15 protein-coding genes are annotated in these 19,236 nt (G+C 74.8%); 8 read left to right on the forward strand and 7 right to left on the reverse strand.

Annotation, left to right across the window (positions count from 1 at the left end; all coding sequences use genetic code 11):
• Positions 1–33: 33 nt before the first annotated feature.
• The 5 genes from MNY60_RS12685 to MNY60_RS12705 all read left to right on the forward strand — a co-directional run bounded on the left by MNY60_RS12685 (position 34) and on the right by MNY60_RS12705 (position 6,438).
• Positions 34–1,833: an ABC transporter ATP-binding protein gene (locus MNY60_RS12685; RefSeq protein WP_242355025.1), complete on the forward strand. Its 1,800-nt coding sequence runs from the start codon at positions 34–36 to the stop codon at positions 1,831–1,833.
• 28 nt (positions 1,834–1,861) lie between these two features.
• Positions 1,862–2,482: a class I SAM-dependent methyltransferase gene (locus tag MNY60_RS12690; RefSeq protein ID WP_242354995.1), complete on the forward strand. Its 621-nt coding sequence runs from the start codon at positions 1,862–1,864 to the stop codon at positions 2,480–2,482.
• Positions 2,483–2,592: 110 nt separating this feature from the next.
• A complete protein-coding gene (locus MNY60_RS12695; RefSeq protein WP_242354994.1) occupies positions 2,593–3,492 on the forward strand; it encodes a hypothetical protein in 900 nt (299 codons plus the stop codon).
• 96 nt (positions 3,493–3,588) lie between these two features.
• A complete protein-coding gene (locus MNY60_RS12700) occupies positions 3,589–4,854 on the forward strand; it encodes a hypothetical protein (RefSeq protein WP_242338199.1) in 1,266 nt (421 codons plus the stop codon).
• A 99-nt stretch (positions 4,855–4,953) separates the two neighbouring features.
• The gene (locus MNY60_RS12705; RefSeq protein ID WP_242354992.1) at positions 4,954–6,438 is read left to right on the forward strand and encodes a hypothetical protein; all 1,485 of its coding nucleotides are present in this window, start codon (positions 4,954–4,956) and stop codon (positions 6,436–6,438) included.
• 1 nt (position 6,439) lies between these two features.
• On the opposite strand, the gene MNY60_RS12710 is transcribed toward MNY60_RS12705, so the two are convergent.
• The 6 genes from MNY60_RS12710 to MNY60_RS12735 all read right to left on the reverse strand — a co-directional run bounded on the left by MNY60_RS12710 (position 6,440) and on the right by MNY60_RS12735 (position 12,614).
• Positions 6,440–7,447: an RluA family pseudouridine synthase gene (locus tag MNY60_RS12710; protein WP_308197130.1), complete on the reverse strand. Its 1,008-nt coding sequence runs from the start codon at positions 7,445–7,447 to the stop codon at positions 6,440–6,442.
• Positions 7,448–7,462: 15 nt separating this feature from the next.
• Positions 7,463–7,729: a hypothetical protein gene (locus MNY60_RS12715; RefSeq protein ID WP_242338203.1), complete on the reverse strand. Its 267-nt coding sequence runs from the start codon at positions 7,727–7,729 to the stop codon at positions 7,463–7,465.
• 61 nt (positions 7,730–7,790) lie between these two features.
• Positions 7,791–8,618: a helix-turn-helix domain-containing protein gene (locus MNY60_RS12720; RefSeq protein WP_242338205.1), complete on the reverse strand. Its 828-nt coding sequence runs from the start codon at positions 8,616–8,618 to the stop codon at positions 7,791–7,793.
• Positions 8,615–9,601: a P-loop NTPase gene (locus MNY60_RS12725; protein WP_242360701.1), complete on the reverse strand. Its 987-nt coding sequence runs from the start codon at positions 9,599–9,601 to the stop codon at positions 8,615–8,617. The genes MNY60_RS12720 and MNY60_RS12725 overlap by 4 nt, the downstream gene beginning before the upstream one ends.
• Before the next feature lie 29 nt (positions 9,602–9,630).
• Entirely contained in the window at positions 9,631–10,224 is a 594-nt protein-coding gene (locus MNY60_RS12730; protein WP_242338209.1) for an HNH endonuclease, read from the reverse strand.
• 110 nt (positions 10,225–10,334) lie between these two features.
• On the reverse strand, positions 10,335–12,614 hold the full coding sequence (locus tag MNY60_RS12735; protein ID WP_242360702.1) for a transglycosylase SLT domain-containing protein: 2,280 nt from the start codon (positions 12,612–12,614) through the stop codon (positions 10,335–10,337).
• Positions 12,615–12,744: 130 nt separating this feature from the next.
• On the opposite strand from MNY60_RS12735, the gene MNY60_RS12740 reads away from it, so the two are divergent.
• From MNY60_RS12740 to MNY60_RS12750, 3 genes are all read left to right on the forward strand, one after another.
• On the forward strand, positions 12,745–15,000 hold the full coding sequence (locus MNY60_RS12740; RefSeq protein ID WP_242360704.1) for an ATP-binding protein: 2,256 nt from the start codon (positions 12,745–12,747) through the stop codon (positions 14,998–15,000).
• Between the two features lie 134 nt (positions 15,001–15,134).
• Entirely contained in the window at positions 15,135–16,547 is a 1,413-nt protein-coding gene (locus MNY60_RS12745) for a sigma-54 dependent transcriptional regulator (RefSeq protein ID WP_242360706.1), read from the forward strand.
• Positions 16,548–16,684: 137 nt separating this feature from the next.
• A complete protein-coding gene (locus MNY60_RS12750; RefSeq protein ID WP_242360708.1) occupies positions 16,685–18,034 on the forward strand; it encodes a hypothetical protein in 1,350 nt (449 codons plus the stop codon).
• On the opposite strand, the gene MNY60_RS12755 is transcribed toward MNY60_RS12750, so the two are convergent.
• Positions 17,982–19,236, reverse strand: a 1,255-nt coding sequence (locus MNY60_RS12755) for a PLP-dependent aminotransferase family protein (RefSeq protein ID WP_242360709.1), incomplete at its 5' end; no start/stop codon positions are given. The genes MNY60_RS12750 and MNY60_RS12755 overlap by 53 nt on opposite strands.

Genomic DNA, 19,236 nt, shown 5'->3' on the forward strand with positions numbered 1-19,236 from the left:
GCCGGCGAGGCGCTCCGCGAGCGGCTGCAGGGAATGCGCGTCGTGTTCCGGCAGGTGCCTGGGACGATGCGGCTCGTGTGGGAGGCCGACCGCCGCGGCGCGCTGCTCGTGGCCGCGCTCACCGTGGTGCTGGCGCTCTTGCCCGCGGGCATCGCCTGGATCGGGAAGCTCATCGTCGACGGCGTCGTCGCCGCCGCCCGCGGCGGCCTCGCGCAGGACCGGGAGCGGGTGCTGTGGCTCGTCGCCCTCGAGCTCGGGCTCATGTCGGTGCAAATGGCGGCCGGCCGCCTCCTCGCCCTTCGGCGCGAGCTCCTGCGCGGCGCGCTCGGCAACCGGATCAACGAGCGGATCCTCGAAAAGGCGCTCGAGCTCGAGCTCAGGCACTTCGAGGACGCCGACGTCTACGACCGGATGCAGAACGCCCGGCGCGAGGCCTCCTCCCGGCCCCTCTCGCTCGTGATGCAGGCGTTCGCGATCGGGCAGAACACGGTCACCCTCGTCGCGCTCTCCGGCCTCCTCCTGCGCCTCTCCCCCGCGAGCGTCCTCGTCATCGTCGCCGCCTCGGTGCCGGCCTTCCTGGCGGAGGCGCGCCTCTCGGGGGAGTCCTTCCGGCTCTGGACCTGGCGCGCGCCGGAGGGCCGCCGGCTCAACTACCTGGAGTGGATCCTCACCCGCGACAGCCACGTGAAGGAGGTGAAGCTCTACGGCCTCGGGCCGCTCGTGCTGGGCCGCTACCGCGCGCTGTTCCGGAAGTTCTTCGACGAGGACCGCCTGCTGGCGATCCGCCGGCTCCGCGCGGGGATGGTCTTCGGCCTCCTCTCGCTCCTCGCGTTCTACGCGATGTACGCCCTCATGGCCGGGCGCGCGGCGCGCGGCGACATCTCCCTCGGCGACCTCACGCTCTACATCGCGGTGTTCCGGCAGGGCCAGGGGGCCGTGCAGGCGGTCCTCTCCGGCGTGGGCGGCATGTACGAGGACGCCCTCTTCATGTCGAACCTGTTCGGCTACCTCGACATCCCCACCGGCGGCGAGGAGCCGCGCACCCGCCCGCCCCGCAGCCCGCCCCGCGGGCGTCCGGCCGAGATCGAGCTCCGCGGCGTCTCGTTCCGCTATCCGGGGAAGACGGGGTGGGCGCTCCGCGATCTCTCCCTCACGCTCGCGCCGGGCGAGAAGCTCGGGCTCGTGGGCGAGAACGGAGCGGGCAAGAGCACGCTCGTGAAGCTGCTCCTCCGGCTCTACGATCCGACCGAGGGCGAGATCCGCTACGGCGGGGTGGACCTGCGCGACATGGACCCCGCCGATCTGCGCCAGCGGATCGGCGCCGTGTTCCAGGACTTCGTGCGCTATCAGTTCACCGCCGCGGAGAACATCGGCCTCGGCAACCCCGCCTTCGTCGGGGACCGCGCCCGGGTCTCCGAGGCGGCCCGGCGGGGCGGCGCCGCCGCGCTGGTGGAGGCGCTGCCGGACGGCTACGACACCGTCCTCGGCGGCTGGTTCGAGTCCGGCCACGAGATCTCCTCCGGCCAGTGGCAGAAGCTCGCGGTGGCGCGCGCCTTCATGCGCGAGGACGCCGAGGTCCTCGTGCTCGACGAGCCGACCGCCGCCATCGACGCCGAGGCCGAGCACGAGCTGTTCCAGCGCTTCAAGGAGCTCTCGGCGGACCGGACCGCCATCGTCATCTCGCACCGGTTCTCCACGGTCCGCATCGCGGACCGGATCGCCGTGCTCCACGGCGGACGGCTCGAGGAGCTCGGCACGCACCGTGAGCTCGTGGCGCGCGGCGGCCGCTATGCCCAGCTCTTCCGGCTCCAGGCGCAGGGCTACCTCGACTGACGCCGCCGCGCGGCGGGAAGGAGCCGTGATGCGAGGCCTCGAGCAGATCCCCTGGCTGTACGATCTCGGCCTCGCCCTCCTCGAGCGCGGCCGGCTCGGCCGGTGGCGTGAGTGGCTCGCCGGCGGCGCCCGCGGCCGGACGCTCGATCTCGGCACCGGCACTGGCCGGAACCTGCCCCTCCTGCCTCGCGGCGCCGCCGTCGCGGTCGATCCCCACCGCGCGAACCTCGCCCGGGCCCGCAGCAGAGCGCCGCACGTGCCGCTCGTGCTCGCCCGCGCCGAGGCGCTGCCGTTCCGCGACGGCGCGTTCGACACCGTGCTCTCCGGCCTCGTGCTGTGCAGCGTCCGCGACGTCCCCCTGGCGCTCGGCGAGGCGCGCCGCGTGCTCGCGCCGGGAGGGACGCTGCGCGCCATCGAGCACGTCCGCGGCGGTCACCTCATCGGCGCGATCCAGGATCGCGTGCAGCCCGCGTGGACGGTGATCACGGGCGGCTGCCATCCGAACCGGGAGACGGAGCGTGCGCTCCGAGAGGCGGGCTTCGAGCTCGACGCGAGCTCTCTGCGAGCCCGGGGCGTCATGCGCCGACTCGAGGCGCAGCCGCGCGGGGGCTCGCTCCGATCGGCTCCGCCGGGGCGTCACGATCCGTGACGGCAGCTCGACGGGGCCCGCCGGGGTGCGACTCGATGGCGTTGCGAGCGCGGCCGCCGCCGCCTCATAGAACGGCCGTCGACAGTCACCCTTGGAGAAGGGAGCACGCCGTGAAGCCGAACGCGATTCTCCGCCTCGTCGTCGCCTGGGTCGTCGTACTGCTCGCCGCCGCCTCGCCCGCGCGCGCGCAGCTCGACGAGGGAGCGGGCACCCGGTACGCGAAGGACTCCTATCCGACGCAGGAGCTCGTGCGTCAGCCGCTCACCCTCTCCCGCGGGCTCATCGAGCTCGGCGTCCCGGTCCGCATCGAGATCTCGAACACGAACGACGGCAGGGTTCCGGACTGGAGCATCCCCGCCAGCCTCGACTTCGGCGTGACCGATGATCTCCAGGTCGGCGTCTTCCACTCCACCGGCCTGTGCTTCGGCGAGAGCGGCAACGACTGCCGGAAGGTCTACGACGACGTCGGAGGCCGCATCCGGCTCGGGCTGCTGCGGGCGGGCGCCTCCAACCAGGCCGCGGTCGAGGCCCGCGTGCAGGCGTTCGAGTTCAGCGACGTCGTCTGGACGGGCGCGGTGGGGCTCCAGTACAAGACCACCCTCGGCCCGAACCTCGCGCTGCTCGCGGCCGCCGACTGGACGTCGTTCCTCAACAAGCGCAGCGACGTGGCGTTCAAGGACGCCATCGCTGGCGCGCTCGGGCTCCAGCTCCAGCTCTTCCCGGGGCTCGCGGCCTTCGGGAACATCGGCCTGGACTACCCGCTGAACGAGCAGTCCAGCTTCGACCGGAAGGTCGCGGGGCCGGTGAACGCCGGGGTCGAGCTCACCCCGGTGCACAACATCACCGTCGGAGCCGACGTGATGTTCTCGAACCTCGTCGGCGAGGACAACGCGACCGCGTCCGGGTACCTCCCGCTCGATCGGTTCCCTCGCGCCCGCGACGTCCTCACCGAGAACCGCAGCCGCGGCGACGAGCGCTTCGTCTCGGTGTACGCGCGCCTGTTCCTGTAGGACGGTCGGTCCCTGCTGCCGGCGGCGCACGGCGCGGGGCCGGCAGCGGGTGACGCGCGGGTGTTCCACTGTCCGACGGCGCCCGCGCGGGTTAACGTGCAGGCGACCGTGCTGCGCCGCCTGCGCCCCCTCCTCGCCCTTGCGTCGCTCGCGCTCGCGCCCGTCGGGGCGAGCGCCCGCCCGGGACGGCAGCAGCCCGCTCGGGCGGCGCCGCTCGTGCCCGCCGTACCGCCGCCCGCCGCGCTCGAGTCTCCGCTCCCGCAGGTCGAGCCCGCGGCCCCGAACGCCTGGTTCATGCCGAGGCTGCCGCCGAAGGAGGCTCCCGAGGCTCCGGGGGCGCCTCCCCCGCAGCCCGACGAGGGACCCGGCGCCCCTGGCGAGCGGCCCGCCGGCGGGGACAACTGGCTCGACGCGAGCCATGCCTTCATCGCGGAGCGCATGCTCGCGCCCGTCATCGTCTTCGACCGCTTCTTCTCGGACGAGACCGAGCTCGAGGCCGAGCGATCGCTGTCGTTCGTTCGCTGGCGCAACGAGCTCAAGCTCCGGCGGGGCCATCCGCCGAGCTACACGGTGGGGCTGCGGGCCGATCTGCGCCTGCCGGGCATGAACCGCGTGCTCGACCGGCTTCGCTTCGTCGTCGAGGGGCAGACGCGCGACGCCATCTCCGCGCTCCTCCCCTCCGAGGGCGAGGAGCCCACCGACGCGGTCGGGACGGGAGGCGCGGAGCTGCGGGTGCGGGTCTGGGAGGGGCTCCTCGCGCACGGCGACCTCGGCGCCGGGTTCCTGCTCCAGCTGCCGCCGGGCGGGTTCGTCCGCGCGCGGCTCCGCTGGGCCATCCCCGTGGGTCCGCTGTTCCTGACGCGCGTCGCGACGAGCGGCTTCTGGCGGACCGACACGCACCTCGGGACCTCGCTCGACGCGGCACTGGAGCGCGGCATCCGGCGCTACGCGCTGCTGCGGCTCTCGGGCTCCGGGCGGCTCACCCAGCGCAGCCGCGGCGTGGAGTGGTCGAGCGGGCTCGCCGCGCTGCGAGCCTTCTCGCCCACCGTCGCCATGTCGATCGGCGTGGGGATGGAGGGGACGACCCGAGGTCGTCCGAGCGTGGACCGCTACAGCGCGAGCACCCGCTTCCGCACCGACGTCTACCGCCGCTGGCTGTTCTTCGAGGTCGAGCCCGAGGTGTCCTGGCCGTGGACACCCGAGCGGGGCCGCGAGCGGGAGTACGCCTTGATGCTGCGGCTGGAGGTGCAGTTCCGCGGCTGGGACGCGCCGCGCGGGCAGGGCATGCGGCGCGCGCCCGAGCCGCTCGAGCCCGCGGATCCCCCGCCCGAATTGCCCCCCGGCGCGCGCGTGCCGGGCTGAGGCCCGGAGGGCTCGCCCGGGGCTCGGCTCCTTCGAGGCGGATGGCGCCCGCCCGCCCCTCCTTGCGGCGGCCCCCCGGCACGGCGTTACGATCCGTCCGTGCTGCGCCTCGGCGCGCTCGTCGTCCTCGGCTCGCTCCTCGGCGCGTGCATGGGCGGAGCTCGACCGTTCCGCTGCCCCGATCGCGGCGGCGCCGAGTGGCGCGAGCTCGCGAGCGACCACTTCGTCCTGCGCACCGATCTCGACGCCGGTCGGGCGGCACTCCTCGTCGAGCGGTTCGAGCGGATGCGCGCGGCGGTCGCCGCGGCGCTCCCCGTGGCACGGCCCGCGCCGGGACGCGTGGAGGTCATCGCGTTCCGGAACGCGGCCGAGTACGCCGCCTTCGCGCCGGACGGCGCCGAGGGCTACTACCTGCGCAGCGAGGGCGGGCCGCCGCGGATCGTGCTCTCCGGCGAGCTCCGCCCCGACCAGCGCGCCCTCCTCGCGCACGAGATCGCGCACCACTTCCTCTCGGGCGCGTTCCTGCGTCAGCCGCGCTGGTTCGCCGAGGGCATCGCGGTCTCGATGGAGTCGCTCGGCGTGGACGTCCCCGGCGGCGTGCTGGAGCTCGGCGCTCCTCCCGCGGCGCGGCTGGCGCGGGCGAGGCGCGCTCCGGTGCCGGCGCGGTCGCTCCTCGCCTGGGATGGGACCGCGGGCGAGCGGGACGTGCTCGACTGGTACGCGGCGAGCTGGCTCCTCGTCCACTACCTCGCCTCCGCCCGGCCCGACGCGTTCACCGAGCTCCAGCGGCGGCTCGCCGCGGGCGAGCCCCCCGACGCGGCCTGGCGCGCGGCGTTCCCCGAGCACGATCCGGCGCGGCCCGGCGGGCTCGAGGCGCTCGACGCGGCGCTCGCCGCGCACGCGCGGGGGCGCCTCGAGGCGCAGACCCGCGAGCTCGCCGTGCCCGTCGCGATCGGCTACTTCGAGCAGCGCATCCCCTCACCGGAGGTGCACGCGATCCGCCTCGCGCTGTGGCAGCACGGTCCCGCGAAGCGGCTGGACGCCCTGCGCGCCGAGGTCGAGGAGACGCTCACCGAGGACCCCGCTCACCCCATCGCGCTCCAGTACCGCGCGGCGCTCTGGCGCGAGGACCCGGTCCGGCTCGCACGGTCGGCGGTGGAGGCGCACCCGCTCGATCCGCGCGCCTGGACCTTCCTCGCCATCTCGCTCGCCGGTCCAGCGGCCGCCGCCGAGCGGGAGGACGCCTTCCGGCGCGCCTCCGAGCTCGCCCCCGCGAACGCGGCGGCGCTGCACAACCTCGCCGCCGAGCTGCTCGCGCAGGGGCGGTCCGGCGAGGCGCTCCCGGTGGCGCGGCGCGCCGTCCAGCTCGCCCCCTGGAGCCCGCCGATCCTGGCCGGCTACGCGGCCGTGCTCTCCGACCTCGGCCAGTGCGCGGCGGCGATGCCGGTCCAGCAGCGCGCGATCGACGCGCTCCCCGAGCGCGCGCCCGCGCTCGCGCGGCGTGCGCTCGCGGGGAAGCTCGACGCTTACGCCCAGCAGTGCCGCGTCGCCTCGGGCGCTCCGCCGACGGCGGCGGGGCCGTGACTCAGCGGCGCCGGGGCGGCGGAGCGGGGGCGGCGCGGAGCACCGCGAGCGCGCGCGAGAGGTCCTGCGGGAGGGGCGCCTCGATCGCGAGGCGCCGCCCGGTGCGCGGATGCTCGAACGCGAGGTGCTCGGCGTGGAGCGCCTGGCGCCCGATCGCCTCCGCGGCGAGGCGCACCGGGTGCTCCGGCGGGAGCCGCGCCTCGCGCCGCGTGCCTCCGTAGACTGCGTCCGCGAGCAGCGGGTGCCCCGCCTCGGCGAGGTGCACGCGGATCTGATGCGTCCGGCCGGTGTGGAGCGTCACCTCGGCGAGCGTCGCGCCCGACGCGAACGCCTCGCGGACGCGCCACTCGGTGACCGCGCGCCGCGCGCCAGCCCCCCGGCCCGTGTAGCGGGTGCGATCGCGCGGGTGCCGTCCGTAGGGCGTGTCGAGCCGTCCCACCGGGGCGAGCGTCCCGTGGCACAGCGCGAGGTAGCGCTTCTCGACGGTCCTCCCCTTGAACTGCGCCTGCAGCGCGGCGAGGGCGGCCTCGGTCTTCGCGACGACGAGGCACCCGGAGGTGTCCTTGTCGAGCCGGTGGACGAGGCCGAGCCGCGCCTCGTCGAGCCCGCTCGCGGAGCCCGCCTCGCCGGCTGCGGGTCGAGGCTCGCGGGCGAGGCGGTGCAGCAGCGCGTTCACGACGGTGGAGTGCGGCGTGCCGCGGGCCGGGTGGACCACCATGCCGGCGGCCTTGTCGATCACGAGGAGATCCCGGTCCTCGTACAGCACGGCGAGCGGCAGGTCCTGGGCGACGAGGTGCGAGGGCTCCGGGGGCGGCACCTCCACCTCGAGGGTCTCGCCGCCGCGGAGCCGCGCCGCCGCCTTGGCGGCCCGCTCGCCCATCCGGACGCGGCCGTCCTCGACGAGGCGCTGCACGCGGGCGCGGGAGAGCTCCGGCAGCAGTCGCGCGAGGGCGACGTCGAGGCGCGTGCCGGCGAGCTCGACGGGGACGAGGACGATCCGGCGATCGATGCGCGGGCTCCCGGGCTACCAGATCCGCGACTTCACGTGACCCTTCGAGCGCAGGATCACGTCCACGATCGCGCGGTCGTAGAAGTTCGTGCGCGCGTACAGGTCGGGCGAGACGCGGGAGCGGTAGAGCTCACGCCCCTCCTCCAGCTCGTCCTCGAGCACGTCGAAGAAGCGATCCTGCTCGATCCCGCGGACGATCTTCTCCTCGTTGTAGAGCGACACGTCCGAGCAGATGGCCCGGGCCAGGCGCATCGCGGCCTCGGCGGAGTCGATGAGCGGCATGGGCGCAGATCGTACGTGACGCGCAGGTGTCGGTCAACGAACGGACCCGCGCGCGGGGACGCTACCGCCGCGGCGCCGGCCCGCTCGTCCCGGCCGCCGCGGCCATCCGCTCCAGGTACGACCGCGCGACCTTCTGCCCGTCGAGCCTGAGCTCACGCGCGATGCCGAGCAGGATGCCGCGCAGGTAGACGGCCGCGGGCAAGAGCGAGTAGCGGTCCGCCTCGATGTTCTCGATGTGGTGCCGCGTGACCTTGGTCCGCTCGGAGATGAGCTGGAGGGAGATCCCGCGCGCCTCCCGGATCTGGCGGAGCACCTCTCCCGTCCAGGCGGTGGCATCCGGGATCCCGGCCTCGCGCGCGGGCGGGGGCGGCGCGCCGGGAGCGGGCGTGAGGGCGGGCAGCGGGGCGCGCACGGGCGGAGGTGTGCGCGTGGGCGCCACCTCGCGGTCGAGCCGGATGGGCGCCGGACGCGGCGCCTCCGCGGTGGCCCAGGCGGCCGGCCGCGAAGGCTCGGCGGGGACGGCGGCGGGCGGTGCGGCGTCGGCCTCGTCCTCGTCGTCATCCCGGTCGCGCGCGGCCGGCGCGAGCGTGAGCGCGGGGATGACGGGGGGGATCGCGGGCGGCCACGGGCTCGGGATCGGGTCCGTCGGCGCGCCGATGCGGACGTCGTAGCGGGCGCGCGCCGCGGGATCGAGGAGCGTCGCCCGCGCCTCGTCGAGGCGCGCCGAGAGGAGCTCCGCGTCCTCGGGCGCCATGAGCGAGTAGGTGACGATCGATCCCGGCGCGTACAGCTCGCGCGCGCGGGCGTACGCGGCCTCGATCTCGCCCGGCGTGGAGTCGGCCGGGACCTCCAGGATCTCGTAGAGCGTCTGCTGCGCGAGCGGCTTCACTTCGTGCCCCCGGGGCGCGCCACGTCGAGCGCGATGAGGCCCTCGGCGATCCCCGCGAACGCCCGCGCCGCCGGTACGTCCGGCCGCTCGACGAGGAGCGGCCGGCGCGCGCGGACGGCGCGCCACATCTCGTCGTCGTAGTGGATGAACCCGAGGTAGTCCATCTCGAGCCCGAAGTACTTGCGCCAGGCCCCGACCACGGCCTTGCCGACGTCGGCGTCCTGCGCGGTGCGCGCCTGGTTCACCACGAGCCTCGGGCGGAACGCCGCGAGCTGCCGCGCCAGGTTCCTCCCCGCCTCGGGATCGCGCTGCGCCAGCGTGGCGACGAGCTCCACCGGGCTCTTGAACGTGCCCGTGCCCATCACCGAGCGCAGGAGCCCGTCGTACCCGAACACCTGCGCGACGGTCCGCATCCGCCGCCAGAACGCCGCCTTCACGAAGCGGTACGCGTTCTCCACCGCGGTCGGCTCGGGGACGAGCACCAGCACGCCGTGGTCCGACACGAGGAAGAAGTCGAGCACGTTCGTGTGCGTCCCTGCGCCGAGGTCGAGGATCGCGTAGTCCACGTCGAGCTGCTGCACGTGGCGCAGGAGCCGCATCTTCTGGGCGTGGCGCGGGTTCGCCACGTCGAGATCGTCGAGCGCCCCGGACACGAGGCCGAGGTTCTCGATGCCGCTCGGCGTGATGACGTCCTCGATCCGCTCCACCTTGCGGTCGATGAAGTCGGAGAGCGTGCGCTTCGGCACGTCGAGGCCGAGCGTGGTGTGCAGGTTCGCGCCGCCGAGATCGGCGTCCACGAGCACGACCTTCTTGCCGCGCCGCGCGAGCGCGATGCCGAGGTTCGCGGAGATGAGGCTCTTGCCGATGCCGCCCTTCCCGCCGCCCACCGAGATGATACGGCGCGCGCGAACGGGGGCCGGCGCTGGGTGGCGGCGCGGCTCCGGGACGGTCTTCACCAGCTTGAGCGTCGGGGCGTCGCCCATCGCGGGCACATCCTAGCCGAAGCGCCCCGCTACTCCAAAAGCTCGGCGTTCCAGTAGGCTGCGTCGGCGAGCGAGAGGAACGGACGCCACTCACGGTAGAGCGCCCGCCGCGCGGCGGAGCGGAAGACCGGGGTCCAGCGCGGCCGTGTAGGTGCGTGGAGCAGGCGCATGCGGGCCTCCTCCGGCGTGCGGCCGCCCTTGCGCAGGTTGCACGCGACGCACGAGCAGACGACGTTCTCCCACGTCGTCGAGCCGCCCCGGGAGCGGGGGACGACGTGGTCGAGGTTCAGCTCCGCGCGGCGGTACCGCCGCCCGCAGTACTGGCACGTGTTGTCGTCCCGCGCGTAGATGTTGAAGCGCGAGAAGCGGACGCGGGTCTTCGGCAGGTGGTCGTAGGCGAGGAGCACGATCACCCGCGGCACGCGGATGCGCCGGCTCACCGTCCCGATGGAGTCGTGCTGCGCTGCCGCGAGCGCGCTCCAGCTCGGGAAGTCGAAGAGCTGGAACTCCTCGTCGATCGCCTTCGCCACGCCCTGGTAGAGGAGCGTGAAGGCGCGCCGCACCGAGGTCACGTGGACCGGCTGATAGACCCGGTTGAGGACGAGCACGCCGGTGTCGAGCATCCTGCTTAAAGTAGCGCCCGGCCTCCACCTCCGCACGTCCGCCGGCGCTCGCCTGGCCGCCAGCCTGACGGGGCTGCCGCCCCGGCTCGGCAAGGCGCTCCGGGTGCCCGTCAGCGCCCGGCGAGACGGAACAGGCCGCCGGCGGGGCCGCCGCCGCCGTAGAGCAGCCGGTAGGCCGCGTACGAGCGCAGCACGCGCTTCACGTAGCCGCGCGTCTCCTCGAACGGGATCTCCTCGACGAACTCGTCGAGCTCGAGATCCCCGCGCGCCTCCAGCCAGCGGCTCACCGCGCCGCCGCCCGCGTTGTACGCGGCCACCGCCAGCGCGACGCGGCCGTCGAAGCGGCGCAGCAGCTGGCCGAGGTAGCGGGCGCCGATGCGGATGTTCAGCGCGCCGTTCATGAGGTCGGCCCGGGACGGCCGCCGGATCTTGAGCTGGCGCGCGACCTCGCGCGCCGTGGGGAGCATGAGCTGCGTGAGCCCGATCGCGCCCACCGGGGAGACGGCGTGGGGGTCGAGCGCGCTCTCCTCCCGCATGAGCGCCTGGAGGAGATCGACGGGGACGCCGGCCGGCGGCGCCCAGCGCTGCACGTCGCCGCGGAACGCCGGCGGGTAGGCGATGTGCCAGGCGCGGAGGTTCTCGGCGGCGGGCGCCCGGCGGAGCGCGACGCGCGCCCGGGTGCGGAGGAGCTGGTGGGCGTTGCGGTGGTCGCCGGCACGGTCGAGGAGATCCGCCACCATGAGCGCCGCGTCCGGCGCGTCGGGATCCGTGAGGCGCTCGGGATCGACGGACGTGAGCTCGGTGGCGGCGTCGCGCGTGAGCCCCATGCGCAGGAGGAGGACGCCGGCGCGGAAGTGCGGATCGGCGGCGAGCGGACCGGGCCGCCACCTGGGCGGCGCGAGCGCGGCGGCCGTCGAGGCGTGCGCCGCGGCTGGCAGCGCCCGGGCAGCGCCCTCCTCGCCCCCGGCGCCGCCCGCCAGCCGTGCGCGGGCGAGCAGGCCGTAGTAGTCGGCCGGGAAGCGGGTGGCGAGGTCCGTCCAGATCGCCTCCGCCGCCCGGGCACCGCCGTCGCCGCGCCCGGCGAGGATCCGCGCCCGCCAGTACGCCGCCCGCGCGTGCTCGTAGGGATCGAGGTCGCGCTCGCCCTCCTCGATGGCGAGGAGCTGCGCGATGGCGCCGTCGAGGTCCCCCGCGCGGCGAGCGAGCCAGGCCAGGCGGAACCGCGCCTCGTCCCAGTAGTCGCCGCCCGCGTGGTCCCGGACGATGCCCGCGAGCGCCTCGCGCGCCTCTGCGTCCCGCCCGGCGCGCAGGAGCAGATCCGCGGCGGAGAAGAGGGCGTCGTCCGCGAGCGCATTGCGGGGGTAGTCGCGCGCGAGCCGCCGGTAGAGCGCGATCGCGCCGTCCTTGTCCCCCGTGTTCGAGGTCGCGCCGGCGAGCAGGAACAGCGCCTTGACGCGCACCGCGGGGTCGTCGCAGCCCTCGACCACCGGGCGGAGCGCCTCCATCGCGTCCGCGTAGCTGCGCGCCTTGCGGTGCGCGCGCCCGAGCGCGGCGCGGGCGCGGCAGGCGAGCTCCTCGCCCGGCGCTGCGGCGGCGAGATCCGGCACCGCCTTGCGCAGGAGGTCCACCGCGGCATCGGCGAGCCCCGCCTCGAGGAGCGCCTCGGCGCGCCGCACCTGCTCCTCGACGCCCGGCTCGCCGCCCAGGGGCGCGGGCAGCGCGCGGAGCGCGGCGAGGCACTCGCCGGCCTCCGGCGCGATGGGGTGGTCCGCCCAGCACGCCGCGAACGCCCGCCGCGCGGCGGCGGGGTCCGCGCCCTCGCCCTCCGCGTGGACGCGGCCGGAGAGGAGCAGCGCGGTCGCCCCGGCGTCGGAGGCGGCGGGGTCCCTCGGCGCGGGGACGGAGACGAGCGGCGCGAGCGCCTCGAGCGCCTGGGCGCGATCGCCGAAGCGCCGGGCGAGCCGCGCGCGCGCGAGCCGCGCCTCTCCCGCGACGAGCGACGCGTCCGGCACCGCCGCGAGCGCGACGAGCGCCTCGCGCCCGCGCCCCGCGGCCTCGAGCGCGCGGCCGCGCAGCAGGGAGATCCGGTCGGCCGCGTCCGGGAGGCGCGCCTCGAGCCCCTCGAGCGGCGCGAGCGCCTCCGCCGCCCGACCCGCCTCGGCGAGCGCCATGGCGCGGAGGAGCCGCGCCTCCGGGGTCGCCACGTGCGCGAGCTTCGCGGCGGCCTCGGCGTGGCGCCCGGCGTCGAACGCGGTCTTCGCCTGGGCGGCCGCTCCGGCCTGGAACGCGGGGGTGAGATCGAGGACGGCGTCGGACGGGGTGACCGACGCGAGGAGGACGGCGGCGAGCGCTGCGGTGATCATCGGGGGCAGGTGCAGAGTGCGGATCACGGAGGGGTCGCGTCAAGGGCCCGCCCGGCTGCGCCGTCCGGCCGCGCCTCCCGCCGCTCGGGATCGTCGAGGCGGGCGGGCGACTCCGGGGCGGGCAACCGGCGCGGAAAACGTCTAGGATCGCCCCTGCGTGGACATCCGGACCCAGGCGGCGCTGCTCGCCGCGATCGTGACGCTCGCGCTCTCGGCGGCCGCGCTCCTGCGCGAGAACCGCTCGCGGGTGTTCACCCTGTTCGCGCTCTTCGCCGCGGATCTGTGCCTCTTCTCCCTCGCGAGCTTCTTCCTGCGCTGGTCCGAGGCGTTCGGGGTCCCCTGGTGGGAGCGGCTCGCGGTGGCGTCGGGCGGCCTCATTCCCGCCGCGGCGCTCGCCTTCTTCCTGGAGTTCCTGGGCGTCGCGCGCCGGCCGGCGCGCCGGGCCCGGAACGCCATGCTCGCGGGGTCCCTCTCCGGGATCGTGGTCGCCGTCACCCCGCTCGTTCAGCTCAAGGCCGCGAAGCTCCTCGTCGCGACCTACGTGGTCGGCGGGCTCGCGGTGGTGCTCTCCGTGCTGTGGGGCAAGATGCACGCCTCGCCGACGCGGGTCGAGCGCGCGCGCCTCCAGTACCTCTTCCTCGGCGCGGTCGTCGCGGTGCTCCTGTCGACGCTCGACATGCTCCCGCTGCTCGGCCTCCCCTATCCGCCCGAGGGGCTCGGCTCGATCACCCTCACCATCTTCATGTTCTTCCTGTCGCAGACGCTGCAGCGCCACCGGCTGCTCGATCTGCACGAGTTCCTCGGGAAGATCGTCGTGGTGACCGCGCTCGGGCTCGTGCTCGTCGCGATCTACGGCGGGCTCGTGTCGTGGGTGGGCGACCGCCCCGAGCTCTTCTACTTCAACACCATCGTCGCGTCCTTCGTGATCCTGTCCCTGTTCGAGCCGATGCGGGAGCGGGTCGAGGAGTGGGTGGTCGCGACGCTGTTCCGCGAGCGCTACGAGCTCGTGCGGCGCCTCGAGGCCCTCCGCCAGCGGACGGGCAAGGTCATCGAGCCCGCCGGCCTCGCCGAGGTGGTGCTCGACGGCCTCGTGGAGACGCGCCGGGCGACGCACACCTCCCTCTGGCTCGTGGCGGACGATCGCCCCGGCTACCGGCTCCTCGACTTCCGCGGCCCGCCCCCGGTCCCGTTCCTCGAGCCCGCGACCGCGCGCGCCCTCCTCGCCGCGGCCTCCTCGACCCAGAAGGCCATCCTGCTCGAGAACATCGACCGCCGGGTGGCGGAGCTCCGGGCGATGCTCCCGCCCGGGCCGGCGGAGCACGAGAGCCGCAGCGGTCGCGGAGCGCCCGCGGCCGTCGCCGAGGAGCTGAAGCGGCTCAGCGACGCGCGCGCCGTGATGTGCTCCATGCGCGCGGGGATCTGCATGCCGCTCCTCGCGGGCGACCGCGTGGTCGGGTTCTTCGCCTGCTGGGACGAGCGCGTCCCCGAGGCCTTCGCGTCGGACGAGATCGCCGCCCTCATCGAGATCGCCGATCGGTGCGCCCTCGTCATCGAGAACTCCAAGCTGTACCAGCAGATGAAGGAGCGCGACCGCCTCGCCGCGCTCGGCGAGATGTCGGCCGGCCTCGCCCACGAGATCCGCAACCCGCTCGCCGCCATCAAGGGCGCGGTCCAGTTCCTCGATCCCGCGAAGCTCCCCGGCGAGGACCGCGAGTTCCTCGAGATCGTGATCGAGGAGGTGAACCGCCTGAACGGCGTGGTCACCCAGTTCCTCGACTACTCGCGCCCGCTCAAGCCCGCCCTCGCGCCGACCGACGTGAACGACGTCCTCGCGCGGACGTTCAAGCTGCTCCAGGCGGAGGTCCCGCCCACGATCTCGGTGGAGCTCGCGCTCGCGGAGTGGCTCCCCCCCGTGAACGCCGACGCCGAGCAGCTCAAGCAGGTGTTCCTGAACCTCGCGCTGAACGCGTTTCAGGCGATGCCCGCCGGCGGCAAGCTCGTCGTCTCGACGCGCCTCGCGCGCGACGAGCTCGCCTTCTGGCGGGAGGGGATGCGCAAGGCCGACCTCGTCGAGGTGCGGTTCCGCGACAGCGGCCCGGGCATCCCCGACGAGGCCCGCGAGCGCATCTTCGTGCCGTTCTACACGACGAAGGAGAAGGGCACCGGGCTCGGGCTCGCCATCTGCCAGCGCCTCGTGAAGGCGCACCAGGGCACGATCCAGGTCCGCTCGTCGCCCGGCGAGGGCGCGGAGTTCCTCATCTCGCTGCCGGGGCTCCGGGAGGAGCGGCCGCCCGAGTCGCCGAAGCCTCCCGTCGACGAGGAGGAGAAGCGCCGCGCCCGCGAGCGGCGGCGCGCCAAGGCCGCGGCGCGGCTCCGCCGCCGGCGGAAGCGTCGCAAGAAGCAGCAGGCGTGAGCCCGGCCCGGCCTCCGGCGCCGGCGGCCCGGGATCCCGCGCCCCCTCGCCGCGCCCTGGCGGGCGAGAGCCCTGCGCCGGGCCCGAGGCGCGCCGCGCGTGCGGAGACCGGTCGACTGTGGTAACGCACCCCCGTGGCTCACGTCCTCATCGTCGACGACGAGGTGAACATCCGCCGGGTCCTCGCGGCCATGCTGAAGCGCGAGGGCTACGAGGTCACGACCGCCGCGGACGGCGAGCAGGCTCTCGGCGTCCTGCACAAGACGCCCGTCCACGTGGTCGTCACCGACCTCGTGATGCCGAAGCTCGGGGGGATGGATCTCCTGCGTCGCGTCGGGGCCGACTTCCCGGACGTGCCGGTGATCATGATCACCGCGCACGGCTCCGTGGACAGCGCGGTGTGCGCGCTCAAGGCGGGCGCCTTCGACTACATCACGAAGCCGTTCGAGCAGGACGAGCTGAAGAAGGTCATCGCCAAGGCCGCGCGCGCGCACGACCTCGAGCGCCAGAACGTCCACTCGAGCTTCGGTGAGGGCGACCGCCCGCCGCTCGTCGGCCAGTCCGCGGCGATGCGCGCCATCTACGACATGGTCGCGCGGGTGGCGGACTCGCCCTCCACCGTGCTCGTCACGGGCGAGAGCGGCACCGGCAAGGAGCTCATCGCGAAGGCGCTCCACCGCGGCTCCTCCCGCCGGGACAAGCCGCTCATCAAGGTGAACTGCGCCGCGATCCCGAAGGACCTCGTCGAGAGCGAGCTGTTCGGCTACGAGCGCGGGGCTTTCACCGGCGCGGTCGCGTCGAAGCCCGGCCGCTTCGAGCTCGCCGACGGCGGCACCCTGTTCCTCGACGAGATCGGCGAGATCCCGGTCGAGATGCAGGTGAAGCTCCTGCGCGCCATCCAGGAGCAGGAGTTCGAGCGGGTGGGTGGCATCAAGACCCTCCGCGTGGACGTCCGGCTCATCGCCGCGACGAACCGCGACCTCCGGCAGATGATCGCCGACGGCCGGTTCCGCGAGGACCTCTACTACCGGCTCGCGGTCGTCCCCATCGCCCTGCCCCCCTTGCGCGAGCGCAAGGAGGACATCCCGCTGCTCGTGCGGCACTTCATCGAGAAGTACGACCAGCGGCTCGGCAAGAAGGTCGAGGGCATCGAGGAGGAGGCGCTGCAGCTCCTCCTCGGCTACGGCTGGCCCGGGAACATCCGCGAGCTCGAGAACCTGATGGAGCGCTCGGTCCTGTTCGCCGACGGGCCGCTCATCGAGGCGAGCGCCCTCCCCGACTCCCTCCGCGACCGCGGCGCCCAGCCGGCGGTGCCCATCGCGGCGATGGGCCCGCTCGGCGCGATCGCCGCGCCGAGCGGCGCGTCGATGAAGGAGATCGTGCGCCACGCGCAGGCGGAGCTCGAGCGCGAGCTCATCACGCGCGCGCTCGAGGAGACGGGCGGCAACGTCACGCGCGCCGCGAAGCGCCTGCAGATCAGCCGCAAGTCGCTGCAGGTGAAGATGAAGGAGCTGGGGCTGCGCGAGCCGCCCGAGACGGACGAGTAGCGGCCCGTTCCTGCATCGTGCGCCGAAGCACACACCAGGCGGGGGCTCGTCAACTTGACCGCTCCGGGGGCCACTGCTAGCGTCGGCGCGGTTTTGCTGCGCTTTCCGCGGCGTTCGCTCCAGTCCACGGAGGAGACATGCGGCGGCTTCGCCTGCGCGCCCTCACGATCTGCACCCTCGTCGCGCTCGCCGCCCCCGCCGGGGCCGCCGAGATCACCCGCGTCGCCACGAGCGAGACCGGCAACCTGTTCGACTTCCACGTGTCGCTGCGCTGGGATCGCACCCAGCTGCGCGGGAAGCTCACCCGCGAGCAGGGAGACCCGGCGGCGAACCCGCCGTTCGGCGCGAACGCCGACGTCGACGAGCTGCGCTACACGCGCATCACGAACGCGCTCGTGCCGCGCTTCGCGGTCGGCCTCCACCGCGATCTCGAGGTCCACGTCGAGCTGCCCTACGTGCTCGCGGACGACCACTCCTGGCGCTTCGCCCTGGTGAACGGGCTGCCCGTGGAGGCGGTCTCCACCATCACGAACAACACCATCGACGCGATGAACCAGCCGTGCGATCCGGGCGGCGCGACGTGCCCGCTCTTCCCGGTCGGGTCGAACACGACCGTCTATCACGGCGGCCGCGCCGGCGACGTGAAGGCCGGCGTCGCCTGGGGCATCTTCAGCGACGCCCGCGACGACACGAAGCCCTTCTGGCTCGTGGGCGCCGACCTCACCTTCCCCACCGCCAGCGCCTACGATCCGGCCGCCGGCCGCAGCGCGAGCTGGGCGTCGCCGCACGTCTCGTCGGGCAACCCCGGCGCGTTCGGCGAGAAGGTCTGGAAGTACGACCTCTACACGGTGCTCTCCCGCCGCCTCGGCCCCATCGACCCGTACTTCAAGGCGCACGTGACCGGGATGCAGCGCTCGAGCGGCACGTACTCCAACTGCGAGCACGCAGCGGAGCTCGCGCGCCGCGCGCCCGCCGAGGCGACGCTCGCGGGCGCCGCCAACTGCTCGAGCTGGGGAGACGACGCCCGCGCCCGCCTCCCGTGGATCGGGGGCCTCACCTTCGGCGCCGAGCTCGTGCCGTACGAGAACCCGTCGGAGGACCAGAAGGTGTCCGTCGACGTCCGAGCGTTCGCGGACTACACGTCGTCGCAGCGCTTCTACAACCCGCTCACCGACATGAGCGGCAAGCTCCACGCGACGGAGCCCTACCTCACGATGGGCGGCCTGTTCGGCCTGTACCTCCGCGCGTCGCGCTTCGTGTCGCTCCACGCGAGCGCCTCGCTCGCGACCCAGACCGCGCACTTCCTCTCCGGCGAGTCGCTCGGCCGCGGCGGCGTCGCCGACGCGGGCAAGGACATCACCGGCGTCACCGCGAACCCGGACCTGAACCCGAACTACGACTGGCGCTACGACGCGCCGGGCCGGCGGTTCCGCTTCAGCGAGACGAGCGTGTTCGGCCTGTCCGTCGCGGGCGTGCTGCAGTTCTGAGGGGACGGGCGGCCGCGCCGCCCGCCACGCTCGCTCTCCCCAGCGCCCCCGCGAGGCGCCGGACCGCCTCGCGGAGCTCGCGCTCGTCGAGCCGGCCGAAGCCGAGCCGCAGGTTCGGGGGGGAGCCGCCGTCGAAGGCGAAGAGCCGGCCCGCCTGCACCGCCACCCCCACCGCGAGGGCGCGGTCGGCCCACGCCTCGGCGTCGAGGCCGGGCGCGACGCGGCACCAGTAGGCCATCCCGCCGGGTGGCTGCTCGAAGGTGAGCGCGCCCGCGAGCTCGGCGCGCAGCGCGTCCGCGAGCGCCTCGCGCCGCGCGGCGTAGATCCTCCGCGTGCGCCACACGTGGCGCTGCGCCTCCCCCTCCTCGAGCAGCTCGGCCACGGCCGCCTCCACCGCGAGATCGCCCTGGCGGTCGAGGTAGTGCCGGTGCGCGGTGAGGCGGGCGATGGCGTCCTCCGGCCCCGCCAGGAAGCCGATGCGGAGGGCCGGCGCGAGCACCTTGGAGAGCGAGCCGACGTACACGACCACGCCCGCCGCGTCGGCGCTCGCGAGCGGCTGCACGGGGCGGCCCTCGTAGTGGAACTCGTTGTCGTAGTCGTCCTCGAGCACGACGAGCCGCGCCCTGCGCGCGAGGTCGAGCAGCGAGAGGCGCCGCGCCGGCGAGAGGGTGACGAGCGTGGGGTACTGGTGGTGCGGGGTGAGGTACACCGCGCGGATCCGCTCCGGCCCCGCTCGCGCCGCGAGCGCCTCCACGTCGAGGCCCCGGGCGTCGAGCTTCAGGGGCACGAGCCTCAGGCCGGCGAGCCGCAGCGCCTCCCAGGCCGGGCGGTAGCCGAGGTCCTCCACCGCGACGGCGTCGCCGGGGCGGAGCAGCCCGCGGGCGGCCACGGCGAGCGCCATCTGTGCGCCCCGGGTGACGAGCACGCCCTCGGGTCGTACCGCCAGCCCTCGCGCCTCGCCCAGCATCCGCGCGAGCGCCGCGCGTAGCCGGGGGTGCCCCCGCGCGTCGCCGTAGCCGAGGTGCTCGCGCCTGCTCAGCGCGCGGCGGTAGGCGCGGGCCAGGGCCGCCACCGGCACGAGGCGCGGGTCGGGCACGCCGCCGAGGAGCTGCAGCGCCCCGGGCGGCGGCGGCGCGACGGCGGGCACCGGCGCGGCCGGCAGGTCGAACCCGGCTCGCTCGGCGCGCCCCGCGGGCGGGGGC

This window comes from Anaeromyxobacter sp. SG17 (assembly GCF_022690695.1).
GTDB lineage: Bacteria > Myxococcota > Myxococcia > Myxococcales > Anaeromyxobacteraceae > Anaeromyxobacter > Anaeromyxobacter soli.